This is a genomic window from Mycobacterium numidiamassiliense, from assembly GCF_900157365.1.
Classification (GTDB): Bacteria; Actinomycetota; Actinomycetes; order Mycobacteriales; family Mycobacteriaceae; genus Mycobacterium; species Mycobacterium numidiamassiliense.
Genome location: NZ_FUEZ01000004.1, coordinates 196,209 through 216,333 on the forward strand (window position 1 = coordinate 196,209; position 20,125 = coordinate 216,333).

At 65.4% G+C, this 20,125-nt stretch carries 17 protein-coding genes and 1 pseudogene; 1 reads left to right on the forward strand and 17 read right to left on the reverse strand.

The window, feature by feature from the left end:
* Positions 1-57: 57 nt before the first annotated feature.
* The 15 genes and pseudogenes from MNAB215_RS09290 to espM form a co-directional block, all read right to left on the reverse strand.
* Entirely contained in the window at positions 58-795 is a 738-nt protein-coding gene (locus MNAB215_RS09290) for a hypothetical protein (RefSeq protein ID WP_077078526.1), read from the reverse strand.
* A 104-nt stretch (positions 796-899) separates the two neighbouring features.
* On the reverse strand, positions 900-2,465 hold the full coding sequence (eccD, locus tag MNAB215_RS09295) for a type VII secretion integral membrane protein EccD (RefSeq protein ID WP_217348923.1): 1,566 nt from the start codon (positions 2,463-2,465) through the stop codon (positions 900-902).
* Positions 2,462-3,893: pseudogene (locus MNAB215_RS09300) on the reverse strand (MinD/ParA family ATP-binding protein); the annotation flags it as partial. The gene eccD and the pseudogene MNAB215_RS09300, both read right to left, overlap by 4 nt.
* A gap of 104 nt (positions 3,894-3,997) precedes the next feature.
* Positions 3,998-4,288, reverse strand: coding sequence for a WXG100 family type VII secretion target (locus MNAB215_RS09305; RefSeq protein ID WP_077078607.1), 291 nt, complete (start codon positions 4,286-4,288; stop codon positions 3,998-4,000).
* A gap of 36 nt (positions 4,289-4,324) precedes the next feature.
* Positions 4,325-4,618 (reverse strand): WXG100 family type VII secretion target, encoded by a 294-nt coding sequence (locus MNAB215_RS09310; RefSeq protein ID WP_425436430.1) that lies wholly within the window; start codon positions 4,616-4,618, stop codon positions 4,325-4,327.
* Positions 4,619-4,715: 97 nt separating this feature from the next.
* Positions 4,716-5,939, reverse strand: a complete 1,224-nt coding sequence (locus tag MNAB215_RS09315; protein ID WP_077078609.1) for a PPE family protein — start codon at positions 5,937-5,939, stop codon at positions 4,716-4,718.
* Between the two features lie 259 nt (positions 5,940-6,198).
* Entirely contained in the window at positions 6,199-7,974 is a 1,776-nt protein-coding gene (gene eccCb / locus MNAB215_RS09320; RefSeq protein WP_077078610.1) for a type VII secretion protein EccCb, read from the reverse strand.
* Entirely contained in the window at positions 7,971-10,217 is a 2,247-nt protein-coding gene (gene eccCa / locus MNAB215_RS09325; protein ID WP_077078611.1) for a type VII secretion protein EccCa, read from the reverse strand. The genes eccCb and eccCa overlap by 4 nt, the downstream gene beginning before the upstream one ends.
* The gene (gene eccB / locus MNAB215_RS09330; RefSeq protein WP_077078612.1) at positions 10,217-11,662 is read right to left on the reverse strand and encodes a type VII secretion protein EccB; all 1,446 of its coding nucleotides are present in this window, start codon (positions 11,660-11,662) and stop codon (positions 10,217-10,219) included. Before eccB ends, eccCa begins: the two co-directional genes overlap by 1 nt.
* A gap of 3 nt (positions 11,663-11,665) precedes the next feature.
* Positions 11,666-13,387, reverse strand: a complete 1,722-nt coding sequence (gene eccA, locus MNAB215_RS09335) for a type VII secretion AAA-ATPase EccA (RefSeq protein ID WP_077078613.1) — start codon at positions 13,385-13,387, stop codon at positions 11,666-11,668.
* Positions 13,380-13,994: a hypothetical protein gene (locus MNAB215_RS09340; protein WP_077078614.1), complete on the reverse strand. Its 615-nt coding sequence runs from the start codon at positions 13,992-13,994 to the stop codon at positions 13,380-13,382. The genes eccA and MNAB215_RS09340 overlap by 8 nt, the downstream gene beginning before the upstream one ends.
* Positions 13,995-14,018: 24 nt before the next feature.
* Positions 14,019-14,885 (reverse strand): ESX secretion-associated protein EspG, encoded by an 867-nt coding sequence (locus tag MNAB215_RS09345; RefSeq protein WP_077078615.1) that lies wholly within the window; start codon positions 14,883-14,885, stop codon positions 14,019-14,021.
* Between the two features lie 2 nt (positions 14,886-14,887).
* The gene (locus tag MNAB215_RS09350; RefSeq protein WP_077078616.1) at positions 14,888-15,202 is read right to left on the reverse strand and encodes a type VII secretion target; all 315 of its coding nucleotides are present in this window, start codon (positions 15,200-15,202) and stop codon (positions 14,888-14,890) included.
* 72 nt (positions 15,203-15,274) lie between these two features.
* Positions 15,275-16,672: an EspA/EspE family type VII secretion system effector gene (locus MNAB215_RS29700; RefSeq protein ID WP_165691555.1), complete on the reverse strand. Its 1,398-nt coding sequence runs from the start codon at positions 16,670-16,672 to the stop codon at positions 15,275-15,277.
* A 160-nt stretch (positions 16,673-16,832) separates the two neighbouring features.
* On the reverse strand, positions 16,833-17,936 hold the full coding sequence (gene espM / locus MNAB215_RS09375) for an ESX-1 type VII secretion system transcriptional regulator EspM (RefSeq protein WP_077078618.1): 1,104 nt from the start codon (positions 17,934-17,936) through the stop codon (positions 16,833-16,835).
* A 442-nt stretch (positions 17,937-18,378) separates the two neighbouring features.
* Here espM and MNAB215_RS09380 point away from each other — a divergent pair, with 442 nt between their 5' ends.
* Positions 18,379-18,660, forward strand: a complete 282-nt coding sequence (locus MNAB215_RS09380; RefSeq protein WP_077078619.1) for a WhiB family transcriptional regulator — start codon at positions 18,379-18,381, stop codon at positions 18,658-18,660.
* A 123-nt stretch (positions 18,661-18,783) separates the two neighbouring features.
* On the opposite strand, the gene MNAB215_RS09385 is transcribed toward MNAB215_RS09380, so the two are convergent.
* Entirely contained in the window at positions 18,784-19,233 is a 450-nt protein-coding gene (locus MNAB215_RS09385) for a nitroreductase family deazaflavin-dependent oxidoreductase (RefSeq protein WP_077078620.1), read from the reverse strand.
* Between the two features lie 18 nt (positions 19,234-19,251).
* A complete protein-coding gene (locus tag MNAB215_RS09390; RefSeq protein ID WP_077081888.1) occupies positions 19,252-20,088 on the reverse strand; it encodes an NAD(P)H-binding protein in 837 nt (278 codons plus the stop codon).
* Positions 20,089-20,125 lie beyond the last annotated feature (37 nt).

The following is a 20,125-nucleotide window of genomic DNA, read 5'->3' on the forward strand; positions in this document are numbered from 1 at the left end:
CGTATGCGCCCGCCGCGGGCGAAGGCTGCGGCAAGGAACCGAACGTGTCGCGGAGTTTCAGAGCCCGGTCTCGGCGGAAGTCGTCTCGGGCCGGTCGCCGGTCGGTGGCTGGATTGGAGCGCTGCCCGACCCCTGCTGGCCCGATGCGGCCCCCTCGGCGTCCTGCGTTGTGGCGTCGACCAATTGGGCCGCGGGCTCGTCGGGGGTTGTCGTGTCGTCCTTTTTGGTGTCGTCGGCGAGCTTGGCCGGCGATGAACCGGCGGTCCCCATGCCCTGCATGCTCGACATCATGCTCTGCATACCCTGGGTAAGAGGTTGGGCCGCCTGCGCCATCGCCGACAGCTGATTGACATCGATCGGCGCAGTGGGTTGGGACTTCTTGTCCGGCTTCTTGTCGGATGCCTCGTCGGTCTTCTTGTCGGCCGTCTCGGCCCCCAATTGCCGGGGGGCCGCGGCAGTTGTCGGCTGTTCGGTCACGGCGTCCGTCGGCTGCCGTTCGCCGGCGGCCAGGAACTGCACCGTGCCGACGTGCTCGCCGAGCAGCTGGTCGGTCTCGGCATATCTCTCGGCCGCGGTGACAATCTTTGATCCAGTATTGGTAAGGGCGGCTTGGACATCCGGCAACCCAGTGACCACGGGACCTTCGATGACCGGCATGGTCACGTTGATCGCAGCGGACACCGGATCGGCTCCGGCAGCCGAAATCGGGGCGGGAGGCGCGGGCAGTACCTGGTCGCGCAAGGTGACCCCGGCGGCCTTGAGACGAGCAGGATCAACCACCAGTGATTCAGTCATCGTCAAAGTCCTTTGTCCCGGGGCCCATCACAGGGATTTTACCGAAGTCGCCGCATGTCAACTGCAGCAATATTTCTCGGTGCCTCGCCGGAAGGCCAGCCGGCTCAGAATTGGATATTGCGGACTGTGTCATAGATGCCGGTTATCCATAGCAGCAAGGGAAGGATCGCAGCGATGACCGCGCCGTCAAACAGTTCCAGCGTCCGTTTCGTCACCGGCGTAATGCGGCGGATCCCGGCCGCCGCGCCGACTACCGCCACCGCGACCAGGCCCGTGACACACAAGATGGTCAGGAACAGCCAGGCGCTGTGCGGGTACCAGATGCACAACCGTGTGGTCACGCCGATCGGAATGGCGACGGCGGCTGCCAGCAGTGACCAGGCGCACCACGGCTCGGCGTAGAGCCGGGCCCGAAACGCGCACATCACCGTGACCAGGGCGGCCACCACCAAGGTGTGCACGAAGAAATGTCCGCGTACCAGCACCGCGATCACACCGGTGGCAAGAAGCAGGGTGCCGGCCGTGACGAACCCGATCAGCAGCTGTTTGGCCAGCTGGCTGCGTTCGGTGAGCCGCAGGGAGGACGCGGGCACCGAAGCCATGATGGCCTGCCATTTCTGCGTTTCCGTGTCCGCAGTGACCTCTTCGCCCGCAACGGGATCGAGCAATTCGTCATGCTCCACGGTCTCGCCGGGGGCCGGAATCGGCGGCAGCGCGATCCGTGCCACAACGACCGTCAGCTTGGCGGCGTTGGTGACGGTGAACAACCCGAACACAATTGCGCCGGCCGGCAACCAGTGCTGCCAGCCGTACCCCCATGCGACGGTGGCCGCGGTGACCGCGATCGCGGTAACGGCAGTGAAGGAGGCAACTTCGATGCGCCGACGAGGTCCGCCCCGCGTCAGCAGCGTCAAAAACAGCACGGCCGCAGCGCCACCGGCATACTGCGGCGGCCCCAGGGAGGAGACCCCGTGTGGCCGCGGGACGGCCAGCCCTACGGCCACCACAATGAGCGGAATCGCGGCCAACAGCAGGCTTTCCGAAAAATTCGCACTCTTGTAAAACCTGCTGGCCACCCAGCTGCCGACCAGGAAGGCGATTCCCGCGATCCCCAATGCGAGTGGCCACCACTCGTGGCGCCCGGTGCTCGCCCAGGTGAGTGCCGATATCACCGTGACCGCCAGGCTCAACGCCGGGATCGCCACCCCGACAAAGCGATTCAGTGCCGCACGATCGAACTCCGGCGATTCGTCGAGCACCGCGATCGCGTCGATGACGTCCTCGACGAGCGGCCGGTAGCGCTCGGTGCGACTCACCGGCACCAGGGTCAGCAGCGATCCGTCGACGACCACCGCATCGTCGAGTGACAGGTCGGCCTGCATCGGCGGGGCTCCCGGGCGTGCAAACGTCCACGAGCCTTGGGCGGCGAAGTCGAAACCGGCCAGGACGTCAGCCGTTGTTTCGCCAATGATGTCGGCCAACACCGCGACGGTGTCGTCGATGTACGTTTCTATCGCTGCGGCAGAGGGCAGCACGACATCGGTCATCCGCCGGCCGGTAAGGATCGTCACCCGGGTGGTTGCGGGCTTGGCGGGGGCCGAAGACGCCGGGGCCGCGCCGGCTCCCGCGCCAGCGCCGGCAGCAGTATCGGTAGCGGTGGGCGCGCTCAACGACGTTCACCCCTGTCGAAATCGTCGGACAATGCTGCTGCTAGCTCCAAAACCTTACGCTTGTACGCGGGGTCCAGCAGGCTCAACTGAATCTCCGTTCCGGCCGCAATGTGCTTGTCCCACGGCAACGCGACGACGCGGCTCGGCTGAACATACTGCTCGAATTGCCGGACCAGCTCGCCAACGGCGATATTGGTATCTCCCGGGGACACGTTGTTGATCGCCACACAGGCACGGGACAGCAGATCCTGGTGGCCGTTGTTGCGTAACCAGTCGATCGCGACCGCGGCCTGCCGGGCTCCGTCGATCGATGCGCTGGTCACGATCACCACCGCCGAGGCAGTCGAGAGCACGCCGCGGGTCACCGGGTCGAACAAGCCGGCGCCGCAGTCGGCCAGCACCAGGTTGTAAAACCTCGACACGGCGTCGGCCGCATAATGCCAGTCCGCTTCGCTGAAGGCCCGCCGGGCCGTGCTGTAGTCCTCGGCCGGGAGTACCTCCAGATTGACCGCGTTCGCGCTGGTATGTGCGCGGATGTCGTTGTAGTGCGTTAAGTCCTTGTCGGCCAATAGATCTGCGACGGTCGCGCCCGACTGATGCCCGGCTCGATCGGCGAGGTTGCCGCAACTTGCGTCGGCGTCGAAAGCCAGGATCCGATCTCGCCGTACCTGGGCGAACATTGAACCGAGGGCGACCGTCACCGTTGTCTTGCCGACGCCTCCCTTCAGGCCCAAAATGGCAATCTGGTAGGCCCCACGGGGACTGCGGCGAATCCGGTTGCGTAGGTCCAGGTCGTATTTCTCGTCGCGGGACAAGCCCACATTGATGCGCGTCAGCTTGTGAAACCAACGCCGCCAGCCTCGTCGCGAAACCAGCTTGGTCGCTGACTTTTTGCCGGGCTTCACGCCGATATGGGAAACCGCACCCGGCGGTTCGCCGGCTGCGGGCACCGGCCGTGAATCCGGTTGCACCGCAGCGCCCTTGGTGGTCGGCATCGGAGGTGTCGACTGCACCGGGCCGCCATTGGGTGCCTGCCGGGCTGCATCCGGGCGGGGCCGCGGCGGCCTCCGGGCGGGTGGCGGTTCGGCGCGATGCTGTTCCGCCTTGGCGCGACGGGGGTGCGGCGGGTTGCCGGGGTGGCCGCGTTGGGCCTCGGCGGGTTCACGAGGACCCGGGCGTGCCCGTCGCGGGTGGTGGGGCGGGGGGGGGCGGGGCGGGCGCCGCCCCCCGCGCGGGGGGGGTGTGCCAATCGACTGGGGGCGGCACATGGCCATTGGGCTGGGGTGGACTCGCCGGCATCCGCGCCGACGGGCCCGGCACATCGACTTCGAAGCCCGAGTCGATATCGAACTCCGGCTCCGCCCCGGCCCCATCCGGGATTTCGGCCCCCTCGGGAGACTGAAAGAGCCGGTCGTAGTTGGCCCCCATGAGAACCTCTCAGAAATCATCCATACCGCGAAACACGAGAAGAGGCGAGTTCACCCTGAGCGGAGAACTCGCCTGATCCCGTGTTTCGCCGTTTTTCCGCCGATCTAGGTGAACATACCCGTGACGCCAGACTCCGTCTGGGACATGGTCTGACCGGCCTCGCTGATCCGCTGCGACAGCTGCTGCAGCGACTCGTTGAGCTCCTTGGACGTGTTGTCCCAGTTCTGCTGGACGGCCTTGTAGGCGTCCGAACCGCTACCGCCCCACGCCTCCGAGAGCTTGGCGAGCGATTGGCCACCCTCGTCGAGCAGGCCGTGGACGGTCTGCACCGAGCTCGCGATTGTGCCCGCGCCGGCTTCGATGCCGCCGAAGTTCCATGACTGATGTTCCGACATATCTTTTCTCCGTTTCTTTTTTGAAGTTTGTTTGGGTTAGAAATTCATCTGCGAAGAGAGCGCGCTGGCCTGCTCTTCGTCGGCCCGCTGGTAGTGGACGCCGGCCTGTTGGATGTTCTGCGAAATGTCGCCCAGCGCCTTGATCTGCGCGGTGCCGGCCTCGTGGAAGCGCTGCAGCGCCTGCTGCGTCGCCGTGCCGGCTTGGCCCACCATGTGGCTGGCCAATTCGCCACCGGTCTGCTCTACCCCGCTGATGACGCGCTGCAGCTCGCCGGAGATCCGGTCGAAGTTGCTGGCCTCGGCGCTGAGGGTCGCGGCATCAGTTCTCATTTCTGCCATGTTGGACTACTTTCTGTGTGCTCTGGCCTCGCCAAGTGATGGCAAGTCTTCCGGCCTGGGCGGCCGGGAAGTCTGTAATTGCGGGCGCTCACCAGTCGTCGCCCTCGTCGACGAGTTCGTCGTGGACGACCTCGTCCTCGTTTTGCTCGGCGAGCGCCACCGGGGCCGATAGTCCCTGTCTGGCCCCGCCGGCGGATTGTCCGCCCTGGCCCATCGCGCCCATCGGTGCGGCGCCGCCGGTCGCCGACGATCCCGCCCCGGCTCCTGCGCCGGCGGGCGCGCCCGCTGCAGCCGGCTTATCGATCAACGAACTCATCATCGACGTGCGGGGCGATGTTCCCCCCTGCCCGGGCAGCGCCTCCGAGTGCATCAGGCCCATTCCAATGCTGGGGCCCGAGCCGCCCGTCAACGGATGGCTGGACAGCGGCGGCGCACCGACCATGCCGAGCTGCGTGCCCTTGCCTGCGGCATCGCCGAGTTTGCCGCCGGCCAGCAGATCGCCGCCAAGGCCCGTCGAACCGCCCATGCTGCCGGCTTGGCTGGATAGCGACGACATCATCTGCTGCAGCGGCTGGGTCAACTGCTGCATCGGTCCGCCGAGCTGCCCGAGGCCCTGCATTATCTGCGAAAACTGGTCCACGCCAACGGCACTGGGGTCTGGCAGGACGCCGTCGGTGTCGTCCGTCGCCGCGGCAAGCGCGCGCAGAGCAGTGGCGGAGGAGGTCTCGGACCCCATCGCCGAGAATGCGCCCAGCGCCTCGGCCGCCATCGCCTCGCCCACCCCCGGCGCGACGATCGGCTTCATCGCCGGCAGCGGCTCGAAGACCGTGTTGGCCATGGTCTCGGCGGCGTAGATGTCCATCGCGCCGCCGGCCTGGTTCCACATCCGGACGAAGTAGTCGGTTTCGTTGAAACCGATTGGCATGGTGTTGATTCCGAAGAAGTTGGTGGCCGTCAGGACCGTATGTGTGATGTGGTTGACGGCGATCTCCGGCAGCGACGGCGTCATCGCCAGCGCTTTCACGTAGGCAGCGGCCTGCGCGGCGGCTTGCATGCCGCGCTTCTGCGCCAGCTGCGCCGCCGTCTGCAACCAGGTGACCATCGGCATGGCCGCGGCGATCGCACGATCGCTACTCGCTCCCGTCCATACCGCCTTGAGAGAGGCCAGGCTTGCGGCCAATTCGGCGGCCTGAGTTTCCAGCGCGGCCGCCACCGCCTCCCACCCGGCTGCAGCCTGCAGCATCGGCGCCGGACCCGCTCCGGCCATCAGCCGGGCGGTGTTCAGCTCCGGTGGCATGGCGTGCCACAGCATGGGTCTGTCTCCCTTGGTTGCGAGGTGGGTTTTGCGTCAGTTCTGGCGGTCAGTTGTTACGCGAAAGTTTCGGCGAATTCGACGATGCGAGATGGGTGCATCTTGCGCCGCCCTTTTCCAATTATGTGTGAACGGATATCAAATTCTGAGTGAACACAAACCAATTCTGCAGCGGTAAAAGGCCTAATCGCACGCGACAGTCCCCGGTGCGGTTTATCGCAGTTCATTTCCGGCTCCTGTAATGCGCGTTGGGATAATCCTAACCGTCTCCCGACGGTGCTGGATGCACTTCTTCTGGAGGATCGATGTAGACGGCCTGGATGACCTCCTTGCCGTCCGGCGTAACCAGAAATCCCTGGCCAGGTGGCCGTTTCTTGACCTGAAGGTCCCTGGACGGGAAGTCCTGCTTGTCGCCGGAAAGGAACAGGGTCGGAGATCCCGCGCCGTAGGCGGCGCCGACGAACTTGTCCATGGTCGCCTTATACGCCTGGCTCATTTGGCAGGTGACAATGATGTGCAACCCGATATCCGGAGCCGCCGGCAACAATGGCGCCAACGGTCCCATTGGGGGCAGGCCTCCCGCGGCGCCGACGATCATGTGCCAATCGTCGACCAAAAGCACGATATCGAACCCCTTCCACCATGACCGTGAGCGCAATTGTGAGGTGGTCAGGTCGGCAGGCGGCAGCCGCTTGGTCAGGTTAGCCGCCAGCGCCTTGATGGACTCGTCCAGCGACGGCGCGTTGCGGTTGATCGCCCCGGCGGCGAGCAGGTGGCTGTCCGGCACCGCATCCAGCAGTCCGGACCGGTAGTCGGCCAACATGAACCGCACCTGATCGGGACTGTTGCGGGCGCAGATGGCGCGGGCGACCGCGTGGGCGATGGTCGTCTTGCCCGACTTGGCCGCGCCAAAAATCAGCAGGTGCGGTGTCGAGTACATGTTGGCGTAGGTCACCGAAAGGTCCGTCTCGCGCAGCCCGATCGGTATCGTCCAGCGGGTCCGGTAGTCGGATTCCGGGCCGGGTGGTTCCGGGTCGAGTTCGTACAGGTGGATGCGCTCCGGCAAGACCCTGACGCGAGGCGCCTGGTCGGCATGCTGGGCGGCGATGTGGCTCACCGACATGGTCATCGCCTCCACCAACTGGTCGGCGCTGTGCACCCCGTCGAGTCTGGGCACGCCCATCATCAGGTGGTGCTTTTCCACCGACATCGCCCGGCCCGGTCGGTTCGCCGGGATGTCTCGAGTGGCGCGGTCGATCTGGGTGTCATTGACGTCGCCGAGTCGGAATTCGATCTTGGTACCCAGGTAGTCGCGGACGCGCGACTTCAGTTCCGTCCAGCGCGGTGTGGTGATGATGGTGTGGATGCCGAACGACAGGCCTTGCGCGGCGAGATTCTGGACATGCCCCTCGAGGTCGGGAAATTCGCCCACGAAAGCCGGCCAGCCGTCGATGACCAGAAACACGTCGCCGAACGGGTCGGACGCAACCGGATTATTGGGATCATCGCGCAATTGCCGGTAGGCCGCGATCGAGCCCACCCGATTCTCTTTGAAGGTGGCTTCCCGTTGCCGCACAACGGCTTGAATCTCGGCGATCACCCGCATGACCCGGTCGGGCTCTGACCGGGTGGCGACCCCACCGACGTGTGGCAGATTGTCGAGATACATCAGCCCGCCACCACCGAGGTCGATGCAGTAGAACTGGATCTGCCGCGGTGTGTGGGTAGCAGCGGCTGAAAGCATCAGGGTCTGCAGCAGCGTCGACTTGCCGGTCTGCGGTGCGCCTCCAATCCCGATGTTGCCGCCGCCCCCGGATACGTCCACACCCCAGGGCTCCTGCAGGTGCCGGCGCGGCTCGTCCATGATCCCCAGCGGGAAGTACAAAGGCCGTCTCTCGGCCCGCTCGACGAGTTCGTTGACCGGCGTCGGATCGGTCAACGGCGGCAGCCACATCTTGTATGCGTGCGACTCCACGGTGCTGAGCTGGTCCAGCACCACCTCGCTCAGGGGCTTCCCCTTCGAGTCGACACTCATGATGCCGCCACCTCGTCGAGGAGGGGAGCCGCGGTGAACTCGCGGATTGTCACAGGCCGGGCGCCGTTGCGCGAGCCCTCCACGCTGGCCTCGCCATTGGTCTCGGAGTGCGCTTGCGGAACGTAGGTGGCACCGGTGTACAGGGTGCTGAACTTGACCGGGTCCTCCATGCCGACCCGCAAAAAGCCGACACCGCTTTCCTTGTTGGTGATGTACTGCGCCTCCGGGGTTCCGATCACCGACTTGGACTCATGGGAGCTGGTGGTGCGCAACGCGATTCGGTAAGTCAGGTTGGGCTCCAGCTTGTCGATGCGCGCCCCTCCGGTCTGCAGCGACTGGGTGGCCAACAGCAGATGCACCCGCAACGAGCGTCCCACCCGGCAGATCCGGTCGAACAGCCCGACGAAGTCCGGGTGGCTTTGCAGCAACTCGGCGAACTCGTCCACGACAACAAAGAGCGTCGGCAACGGCTTCAGGTCGGCGCCGCGCTCACGGTACTTCTCGTACTCAGCCACACCGGAGAGCGCACCGGTCGCACCGACCTGGATTCCGGCCTGGCGCAGCAGGTTCTGCCGGCGGTCGAGTTCGCCGGTCAACACCTCACCCATGCGGCCGACGAGCTCGGCTTCCTCCGCCATGTTGGTGATGACAGCGGCCGTGTGCGGAAGTTTCTCCATGCCCAGAAAGGTCGAACCACCTTTGAAGTCGGTAAGCAGGAGGTTCACCTGGTCGGGGTGGGTCATCGCCACCAGCGACAGGATGAGGGTGCGCAGAAACTCGGACTTGCCCGACCCGGTGGTTCCGATGAGCATGCCGTGCGGGCCACCGCCGAATTCCGCGCCCTCCTTGATGTCCAGATACATGACCTCGCCGGTTTTGAGTTGGTGACCGAACGGGATCTTGAGGCGGTCGAGGTCCTTGTCGGCGAACATCCGCCAGCGGGACGGAACCACCTCCTCGACGCTCTTGGCGCCGACCAGTTGATGCCATTCCGTCGGCACTTTTTTCTTGGGGCCCGAGCCGCCCTTCTTGTCGATGATGGTGCCGGTGATCGACCACCCGGCCAGTTTTCTCGCGATACGCGCCGCCTGTTGGGCCGTCAGGCGATCGGTGGTCGCCGTCACCTGGCGGAACTGCTGGCCGGGCAGCCGGTCGTCGGCGGTCCCATCATCGGCCACCCTGATCCGGTAGTTCGAGCCGCGATGGTTGCCCAGGGTGAGCACCGTGACACCGGCCCTGCCGTCGGGCGGAACGCCCGCCTTGCCGCCGGTCAGATCCACCACCACGACGTACGGTCCGCCCGGAGTCGAATCGGGCGAGTGCGGTCCGCGCGCGGCGAGATCGGACAGACTGTCCGGAAGGGCGGAGATCATCCGGACCGGACCGGCCGCATCGGTGTCGGTTGGATGCTGAACGTGCGGTAGCCATTTGAGCCAGGACCACTGCGGATCGTCGGGCGTCTCGGTGAGGACGCGGATCGCCAGCAGGTCCGGCGGATGGAACACGGCCAGGTGGCAGATCATCGCTGTCAGCAATCCAGCGGCCCCAGCCGGGTCGCCGCCGACGGCAATCGTCGGAAATGTTCTCAGCTGAACCAGCTTTGGACAATCGTGGATAAGACCGTGGGTGCGCAGGAACTTAACCGCCCACATGTTGGCGACCGGCTCCAGGTAGGGCTGGGGTGCCGCCGTCGGGCCTGCCAGTTCGCCGCCGACCGACGGCTTCATCAGGCGGTCGACCGCCGGCTGGTCGCCGATTCCGATCCGGGTCGCGGCGTAGAAGTCGGCGCTGGCCGGACGGGACCACTGCCGGGGTGTCGCGACGATCGACAGCAGATCCTCGGGATGTGGTGCGTGATAACTGAAGAACGCCACCTGGGCGGTGGCAGAGGACGTCACCCGCGGGCGAAGTCCGGCCAGATAACGCAGGTACTCCTTGCGGTCTGCGTTGATCTCGGGCACTTTTTTGCCGCCGCCACCCCCGCCGGCGCCCACCATGCTCAACGACATCATGATCATCATCAGCGGCGTCATCATCATGTACGGCGACAGCGCCTTCGTACCGGTGAACACCATGATGCCGATCATGCCGAGCATGCAGACACCCATGACATAGGGAAGAACTTTTTGGATAAACGCCGGCGGAACGTCGACGCCGAGGTCCTCGGGAGGCGTGACGGCGATCTCACCCGGGGTCAGCCGGGGGCCGCGTGCGACGCTCGGGGTGAATTTTCTCGTCGTCATCAGGACGCTCCGGGTGCCGCGGGTAGCTTGCGGGGGGTCGGGTCGGCGGGCAGTGTGTCGTGCTCGAGCAGCGCGGCGTCTTTGGACAGCACCGGACCGTCCACTAAGAGTCGAATGATTGCCCACGGCGCGGGTTTGGGTGACGACAGGCCCAGCGACGACGCGGTCTGCGCATCCGGGATCCCGTAGCGCACACCCTCTGGGTCGATGTAGTAGAGAGATTCGCCGTAGCGGGGGTCAGGGGACTGCAACTGCACGTATTTTCCACCGTCCGTGTAGATGGTGGCCGAACCCTGAATCTGCCTGATGCCCAAGCTCATAGCCGATGGCGGTATCGGCAGATGCCGACCGGTCACGACGGTGGTCAGGGCCGCTCCGGACTCACCGGGTTTCCGCTCCCACGTCCAGCACAACACCGGCTCGTTGGGCCGGGACACGATCTTGATCGCTTCGTCGGGCAGGGGGGAGGGGTATTCGCGTTCGGGGATCTTGACGACCTGACTCCGGATCACCGCCGGAATCGACACCAGCCCATATGATTCGGTGGCGCGCACTACCGAAGCGGTGTTGGCGTTCACGTGCGCGACACCGTCGGGCAGCACCACGTAGAACTGGGTTCCGAAAACGGTCTGCACCTGAAAGACCGAACCGATCACCAATTCTTCAGGCAATCCAAGGGTGTTGGGTGCGCCCGCGCCCGGGATCGGTGGCAGCTGCCATGAGCCGGCGTCAGGTATCGCGTTGAACATCGCTGCGGAGATCGGTGTCGGCTTGGCCGACAGCGGTATCCCCAGCGCCGAGGTGAGGGAGTGATTGGCCAGGTCGGTGGCGTGCCGCCCCTTCGCGGTGATGATCCAGTCTTTCCCCTGGAAGGTTGCCAGCAGTGTCTCGCTCGGCAGGAGCGGATTGACCGCGGCATCGATCACCAAAGGCATTGATATGACCGCGGTCTGCAAGGTCGGGTTAACGGTGTCGGCCTTCGTGACCGTGTCACACAGCGCCCAAACCGACGAGGTGTCCGAGGCGACCGGCGTGGCATAGGGGGCGCCCGGGATACCGACCGACTGCCCCTTGGGCAGCTTGTTCAACTCGGCGGACTTCACGCCTGTTGGGTCGGCAGGACTTCCGAGCACCAGCCGCGCCGAGGTCAGGTTGTAGACCGGGTGCAACTGTCCGGACACCATCAGGTACAGCTGATTGGTCGTGCGGTCGACGAACAGATTGCCGCTACCGAGCTTGCCCTGCGGCTTGAAGTACGCCATCGCCAACGCGCCCACCAAGATCAGTGCCGCGATGACAATGCCGAGCGCGGCCGAACGGCCGTAAAAGGACAGCGGGTCGTCGAACATCCGGGTGTCGCGCCGGACGATGGCATGCTCTAACCGCCGGAGCAGAAAGCGCCAGCCACTCACCTGAACTTTCGTGGTAAGCCGAATCCCCGCCATGCGTCACTCAGCGATGTTGAGGCGGCCGTGTACCGCGTCGATTGCCTCGGCCATGTCTTCGCCGTTGATCTCGCTGAGGCGGTCGGCGTCGAGCTCTTCGAAATCGACGGCCCGGGTCAGACGGATGTCGCGGTATTGTTCGCCGGCCTCCACCAGCTGACGCGCGTAGCGACCGTTGCCTGCGATGTCGAGCGCGGCCTTACCACGCACCGTCTGCTGACTCAGTAGCTTGGCCGCCCCTAACAGGTTGTCGGCCGCTTCCGTGCTGAGCGTCGAGTCATTGGCTTTTGCAATGACTCTGGCGATTTCCAGGATCTCTTCGGGGGAATACGAATCGAATTCGATCCGGGTGGCGAACCGGGACCGCAAACCCTCGTTGGTCTCCAGCAGCCGGTCGATGTCGTTGCCATAGCCCGCGATGATCACCACCAGCCGGTCACGGTCGTTCTCCATTCGTGCCAGCAGGGTGTCGAGGGCCTCTTGTCCGAAGGGGTCGGGGCGCCCGCCGCGTTCCTGCACGAGTGCGTAGGCCTCGTCGATGAACAACACCCCGCCCAGGGCTCGGTCGATCGCTTTGGTCGTCTTGACCGCCGATTGCCCTTCGTATTCGGCGACGAAATCCTTACGGGCCGTCTCTATGAGTTTCGGTTCCTGGATGACACCGAGCCCTGCCAGGATGTTGGCCACCACTCGCGCGATCGTCGTCTTGCCGGTACCGGGCGGCCCGGTGAAGATCATGTGCTTGCTCGGCTGCGCGACCTTCATGCCGCGTGCGGCGCGGACTCGCGCCATCTGGGTCGCGGCGCGGTACCGCTCGACTTGATCCTTGACCCGGGTGAGCCCGATCTGCCGTTTCAGCTCGGCCTCGGCCTCGACGAGTAGCTTCTCCCGCCCCGAGGTGTCAGCCACCACACTGGTCGCGTCCCAGGGATCGGTGCGAGCCGAGATCTGTTCGGCGCTGGTCGTCGCCAAGCGAAAAGACGAATCTTTCAGTGCTGCAGTAACTTTGGCGCTCGGATGGGTGGTCTGCAGCCACTCCAGCAGGGCCACCGCGGCCTCTTCGTTCCCCTGGCCGCGGCGCGTCATCGCCAGATACCAGGCGATGGCCTGCGCACAGGCCTCACCCGCCGGCGAGGAGTTCGCCTCCGTGAGCCGGCGCTCGGCTTCGGTGAACAGACCGAGGTTGGCCGCCGCGACGCCGTGCGCGACACCTGCGGCGGCAGCCAGAAATGCGTCCGGCCATTTCCCGGCGCTCCTGACTTCGTCGATCACCTCGGTCCACCGCCCCGCGGCCCCGTAGATCACCGCTTTGGCCCACGACAGCAGGTGCTCGGCACCGGTGGTCGGACTGCCCTCGACGGCTTCCATCGCATCCGCGTAATTTCCATGCGCCGCTTCGTTTGCCGCGAAGCCGAGGGTAATCGCCAAGGGCGAATTCACCGGGTAGGTGATGTCGCCGTACAGGCCGCCGATCGGGACCCTGGCCCCGACGGCACTCATCGAGATTTGGGCGGACCCCGCCAGCCTGCCGAACTGGGTGCGTGAATACCAGGCGCGAAACAGCGTCACCCGGTCGTTGTCGCCGCAGCGGATGCGACCGACCCATGCGTCGCAGGCGGATTCGTCGTAGTTGGTGATCTCGGTGAAGAGGTCCAGCGACCGTGCCTCCGAGACGGGCAGCATGCCGACCGCATTTTCGAACAGACCGGCCAGGTGGTCACTCATTATTGGGCGTGTATCGGGCAGCGAAGACTTCGGTCTGTGCCGCGTCGGCCTGTTCCGGGGTCGGCAACTGCATGCCGGACTGCATCAACTCGCGGAGCATCTGGTTGCTGTCGATCCCGAGGTCGGCCAGCCCGTCCAGCCCTTGGATTTGGTCAGCGTTCTCCGTCAGGTAAGTGTGCTGGCCGGCCAGCCCCTTCTGCCGGGCCAGTTCGGCGAGGACGATGATCTCGTCGGCAAGCTCGGATTCGCTGAGCTTGGTCGCCGTTGCCGAGAGTGTGACCCGCTGAGTCCTGCCGTCGATGAGGGCCGTCACCGACACCGTCTCGGGAGGGTTGGTCACCGTGAACCCCTCGACGCTGTCCTCTTCGTCTTCCTCGCCTTCGACTGCCTCGGTGGCCGCGGCGATGGCTTCGAGCTCATTGTCGATCTCTTCGGGCTCGGTGGGCGTGTAGTCGTACAACGCTTCTACGTCTGACTCGTCGCCGGCTTCGGCGGTGGCGGAGAAGTCGAGGGCGTGCGATTCGTCGTGACCGTCGTCATCCGATCCCGACTGGTGGGCGGAGAAGTCCAAGGCGGAGAGATCGTCGTGCTCGGGCATGGGATCCATCTTTCACTGGTAGCGGCGGAAATGTCAGCCTCGGTAGGAGGCGTGAGCGTGATCAGGGGAGTAGGCGGACGCGACATCCGAAGTGTGATCGAGCCAAGCGCGTGCGGGGAGGAATTCCAGCAATCCGTCCAGCGTGCGTTGCAGATTTTCCTGAGTGCCGGACAGAAAGCTTCCGTACAGTTCACCGCCGACGCGGCGGGGCAATGACACGAGCCTGCCCAGCGGCGAGTCGAGAACGCCCGCGGCAACCTCGGTCTGCGTCGACGTGCCACCGGAATGTCGTTGGCTGGCACTGATTTCCACCCAGCTACTCGGGTTGGCGACGATCTCGGCGTAGATGCGGGCCGACGCGGGTGCGACGCCGTGACCGACCAACTGGGCGGCGGTAGTGCAGGTCGCCAGCTCGCTGGCCACACCGGTCAGCGGCTCGACGTTGGCAGCCTGCGCCGGGCCGAGCACGGTGGTCACCATGCCCGCCAGACCGACCTGCGGAGCTACCCGCTGCAGCACGAGCATCTCGCCGTCGCGCGCGGCGATGACATGGTGATCGCCCTTGCGGCACACCGCAAAGCGCACCATCACGCCGCCGACATCGCGCCGCCACCACCGCCCCTCGAGTGTGCGGTCGGCCCTGCCGAGGGTGCCGACCATCTCGGCCACCGCTGGGTGCGGCTCACCGGAATGGTCGAGCACCCCTTGTGCAGTGAGGTCACGCGCAACCTGGTCCCAGACCAGGTTGCGCAGGTCCTCTTGCGGAATGTTCGGCCGGATCCCAAGCGCGGTAGGGAAGTCGATCAGCTGTAGCCGGTCGGCGATCAGCAGCAGCCCGTCAATCGTCACCTCGACGCCGACCACGCCGTCGACAAGCCCGGCGGTGAGGGGACCGGACATGGCTACTTGTCAAGCATCTGCTTGTTGAGGTTTCCGGCCAACTCCGAGTCGACGCCGGTGTATGCCTCTTTAGCGGCGAGCAACTTTGCGGCGAGGGTCCTGCTCCCGTTGGCCAGGGCCGTGCCCGCGGCTTTGCGGATGTCCTCGATGGAGCCGAAACCCGAATTGGAGCATCCGCTGATGACGCCGTGCGTAAGCCAGCAGTTGCCTCCCGTTCCGCTCAGTGCGCCGGCGCCTGCTTCGGCATCCTTTGCGGCGTCCGTTTGCCTGTCTGCCAGGGTCTTGAGGGTTCCTGGGCTGAGAAGTAGATCTGCCATTGGTCCGTCTCCTTAACGTTTAAATTTCTCGCTATGCCATTGGGGCGCACTGGGTTTGGCGCCTCAGTGGGATCAAAGGACGCGCTCGCGACCGCCAGGCGCCCCCGCGGCGGCGGGCGCTGCTGCGGCATCCGCAGGTGCACGCTCGGTACCCCCGGCACCGGAGGCAGCGCCTGCGGCGTCTGCTTCTTCCTTCTTCTTCTTGTCTCTTTCCTCGTCGGTCAGCCCGTCCTCGCCCTTGACGTCGCCCACCTCGTGCGCGGGCATCGGGGGAGCGGCCGCAGGGGCCGAGCCTTTTGCGGATTGGGCGAGCGACTGGATCTGTTGCATTCCCTGGCTGAGGGCCTGGGTCATCTGGTTCATCCCCTGGGACATCTGCCCCATCTGAGCCAGGGTGGGCGGCGTGAACGACGCCGGCGCGGGCGCCGTCTTGTCGCCCGTGGTCTTCGCCGGCGTGTCAGTCGAGGTTCGCGCAGCACTAGCCTTTTCACTGGCGTCGTCGAGCAGAGCCTTTTGCTCCACCGGCACCTTGGCGCCGGGCTCGTTGGCCAGCTTCGAAACGGTGATACCAGCGAAGGAGAAGCTGCTGAGGCCGTCGGAGATGCCGTGGAAGCTGGACAGCTGGGATGAGCTCTCCGTCGCGACCTTGCCCTGAATCTTTCCGAAGTTACCTGCCATTTTCGCGTCCGTATCCTTGCCGAGCTGGACGTATTTCAGGCCCAATGCAGTGAGCTCGTTGGCAATGCCCATCGAACTCGACAGCGTGAGCATCTCGACGACGAATACTGCCGCACAACACGCGAAGGCGGCGACGATCTGCCACGCCTGCGATATTCCCGGGCCGGCGACGGGGATCAGGTACAAGGCCAGGGCAATTCCCGCTGCGGCGGTCAGCACGGCCACGTTGACGGTGCACGTCAGGTGCGCCTGCTTGACCTCGGCGGCCTGCTTACCCAACTTTTCTTTCAGGGTCTGGTCTAACTGATTCATCTGGTCAACGAAACCCTTTAGCGCGTTTACCTGGCCGATGTAGGCGGTCGCAGCGGTACCGCTCCAGTCTCGGGGGTCCGGAATGGCGCCGGGGTCCAAGTCTTTCGTGAATAGGGCGAATTTGTCTTTGGCCGTGGATACGGCGGAGCCGGAGTTGGGGGAGCCGAATCCGTTCAGCAAGTCCACGACGCTGACCGCCAACGCCGCAGCATCGACAATGGCCGTCGGCGTCGGCAGCACCTTCGTTCCGCTGTCCTTCAACGCTTTTGCTAGGACTGCGTTTTGCTTACCCGCATAGATCATCCCTTTGCCCAGGATGGTGGCCGCGCTGGCACCAAGGTTCGCCCAGTCCCCGGTTGAGGCAGCAGTGACGCCGGATCCAAAACTCTTTACGCACGTCGCTAAATCTGTCGCACCGTTTAGCCAACCCATGGGTGTTTCCCTTCGCGCTCGCTTGTCATGTGCACCGATCCTGTGCACGGTAGATCGAGCCTAACAGCGCTCCGACCAGGCCCGGTGCACGAATTTTCCGGCTAGCCAACAGCTTCCACCACCGGGCGCGTACACGCTATGGCTAACGTTGCGGCAAGGTTGCCGAAAAGCGAATAATTGGATTTGACGGGAAGTCGGCAGGTCGAAATTAGGTGATGTGGCCGATTAGCGTTTCGATCGCGTCGGTGATGTGAGCGGGCATTGCCTCCCCGGCCTCCACGCGCACGATCATTTCTTCGTCGACGCCGGCCGCTTGCGCGGTTTCCAGCGTGGAAAGGTTGGCCCGCCGGCGGGCCGCATATAAACGTTGCGCCAGGGGGGCGTCCGGAGCGCTCGCCCCACGCGTCATGAGTTCGTCGCGATGCCGGCGGACTGCGCTGAGCGCCTTGATCAGGTCCGGCGTTATTTGGCTGATTCGAGTGGCGCGCACGGCAATCGTCTCGAGCTGGCGCAAGTCAGCGAGGATGGGCGCTGCCCGCTCGGTGAACTCCGGATCCTCGGCCGGCGGCAGGGCCGCAATGGCCAGGCTGCAGCCGTCGACGGCTGCGACGACGGCCTGTGCGATCAACGACGCCGCGCCGTCGGCCATCTGGTCGTCGGCCGCCGGGGCGTCCGGGGGCGCGCTGTGCGGGGTCGCCTCTTCGGCGACTGGCTCGCCGCGCCGGATCCGCGCGATGGTCCCGACGGGCCACTGCAGCACCGCTTCGAGTTTGGCGCGGGTACGTTCGCGCGGCCAACTGCGGCCCTTTTCGAAGGCGATGAGCGCCCCGGCGTTGATAATTCCGTCGGCGGCGAGGCTGCGCTGACTGATGTCGAGTTCGCGACGGCGTGCGGCAGCCGCGGCTCCAGCGCGAGCCAGGCCCGGGTCCGGTTCGCTGGTCTGGATGATGTTGTCCTGGCCGTCTGGATCATCTTGCTGCTCTGCGGGTTTCGGCGGCCTGACGACTTCGAATGTCAAGACTTTGCCCGCGGTGGGGTCGCCGAAGTGGACGATGGTCTTGTCCGTGACTGTTACCGAGGTCTTGCGCAACCCGTCGACGAACATCCCGTCCGGACTGCTGTCGACGATTCGCCACTGCCCGTCCGCCGGTTCGGCTCGCAGGTGCGCCTGAGAGATCTGCGGATCATCGATCTGCACGCCGGCCTGCGGCTCGCGGCCAATCGTCACCACACCGCGTTCCGGTTCGATCGCGTGCGACCTGTCACCGCTGTGCACGACCAGCAGCGCGGGCCTTGACGCGACGTTGGGCATCGTCGGTGATTCCTCGCTTGAGACGTATCCGGCGGGCTGTCCGCCTTCAGGAGTCTAACCGCTGCACTGGGCAAATTCCATCGCGGCGCTACACTTACGCCCCATATTGTTACGCAACAGGCCAGCACGCTGCGGGTCTCCGAAACCGAAGCGCAACCGCTTAACTGCTACAGTTCAGCCTCCCGCGCCGTTGCCGCCACGCCGTTTGACCTGGAGCGAGGCAGAATCACCTGGTCCAGCGTAGCTTTGCCACACCGTTCCGCCCCTGTTCTCCGGCAGTTAGGCCGACCGAAGCCTCAAGCGCGTGGGATGGCCACCGAAGCGTGAACCGTGGATCCCAACTGAAACCGCAGCGCTTTAACTGTTGCATCGCAACGGTTACTGCTATAGCCTATCGATCAACAGGAAGTAGAACTGCAACGCTTTGTAAAGGAACGTAGCGATGACCGCAACAGCTCTCTACAACATTCAGCTGGGCGCGTGCACACAGGACCCGGATCGCTGGACGACCGCGCCCGACGCCGAGGCCAAGGCCTTGTGCCGCGCCTGCCCGCGCCGGTGGCAGTGTGCCCGCGAGGCCGTGGAGTCCTCGGGCGCCGAGGGGCTGTGGGCCGGCGTCGTCATTCCTGAAAGCGGCCGGCCGCGGGCTCGCGCGCTGGGCCAGTTGCGCTCGTTGGCCGAGCGCAACGGATACCCGGTGCGCGTCACGGCCAGATCGGCCTGATCGATGCCGCAGACCGTGAAACGCCTTGCACTACTTCCCCTTTGGGGATTGCCGGAAGGTCGGCGACAACAGCGCGACATCTCTGGGAGTTGCCCGCGCTGCCTCGCGTTCAACCAAAATCTGCTAGCGCGGGGTGACTGGGTCGAAACGAAAAACTGCGAGCGTGCCTGCCAGGGCTTCGAATTCGTCGGCGGTCCCGTCGAGCACCACCCCCGAGCGCTTCGCGAACGACACGCCAACCGGAACCTCGTAGGGAAACGCCCGCAATACCGGGCGCGCTTCCTCCGTGGTCAGCTCGACGATCCTGACTTCGCGAGACCGGCGGCCCCGCGCCAACGTGCCACTGCCGGCGGCGCGGGCGTTCGCCGCCCAGTCGGCGCCCGGATAGCCGGCCACCACGTAGAGGCCGCCCCGAAACTCGAACGGCGTCATCGGAGTGCTGCGCGGCCTGCCTGATTTGCGGCCCGGCACGGTGAGCACCATGGCGGGGCCGGTGGGTATCCCGAGTCTGTGCACCGCCATCAGTACCCGGTTCATGGGTTTGAGATAGCGCGGCGGACGGGGTTGGGACATCGCGGTCTCCTTTCCGATCTAGTTGGTGAACAGTTCGCGGTGCTGACCCACCCACTGCGCGAAGGTCACCGCCGGGCGGCCGAGAATCTTTTCCACCTCGTGGGTGACCAGGGCGGGTTTGTCGACCGTCTCGGCGAGCATCGCCGTGTACGCGTCGGCGAATTCGGCGCTGAAGCCCAAGCCGACGAACCGTTGCCGCACCACGTCCGCCGGCATCTCGCGATACTGCAGCGGGCGGCCAAGGACGCTACCGATCACGTCCACCAGCTCGGTGTTGGTGAAGGCCTGCGGCCCGGTCAAGGGGATTCGCTGAGCGACAAACTCATCGCTCAGCAGGGCGCTGGCGGCGACTGCCGCAATGTCGCTCTCGACGATCGGTGCGGTCGTTGCCGCGGCGTACGGCCCGGCCACCACATCGCCCGCGCGTAGTTGCGCCGACCACATCCCGGCGAAGTTCGTCGCAAAGACGGTGGGCCGCAAACTCACCCACGCCAAACCGGAGTCAACGGCGAGCTGCTCGGTCTCCTTGTTGCGGTCGCCGCGAAATCGGGACGGCTGTCGCGAGAAGTCGTCGTCGGCGTTGATCGCCGACAACGCGACCAGTTTGGCGACCCCGCCCCGCTGGCACTGCGCCACCACATGGGCGAGGTCGGCACCGAGCGCACGGGAATTCAGGAATACTGCCGACGCTCCCGAGAGCGCGTCGGCCGCCGAGCCGAACACCTGCACGCCCGAGGAGAATTCTGTGGGCTTCGCGGTGCGCGAGACGGCCCGTACCGCGGCGCCTGCTGCGACAAGTTCGGCAACGAGGGGGCGTCCGACATTGCCGGTCGCTCCGGTGACGACGATCGTCATGATGGTTCCTCCTGGTCGTGAAAACGCGTCCTTGGCC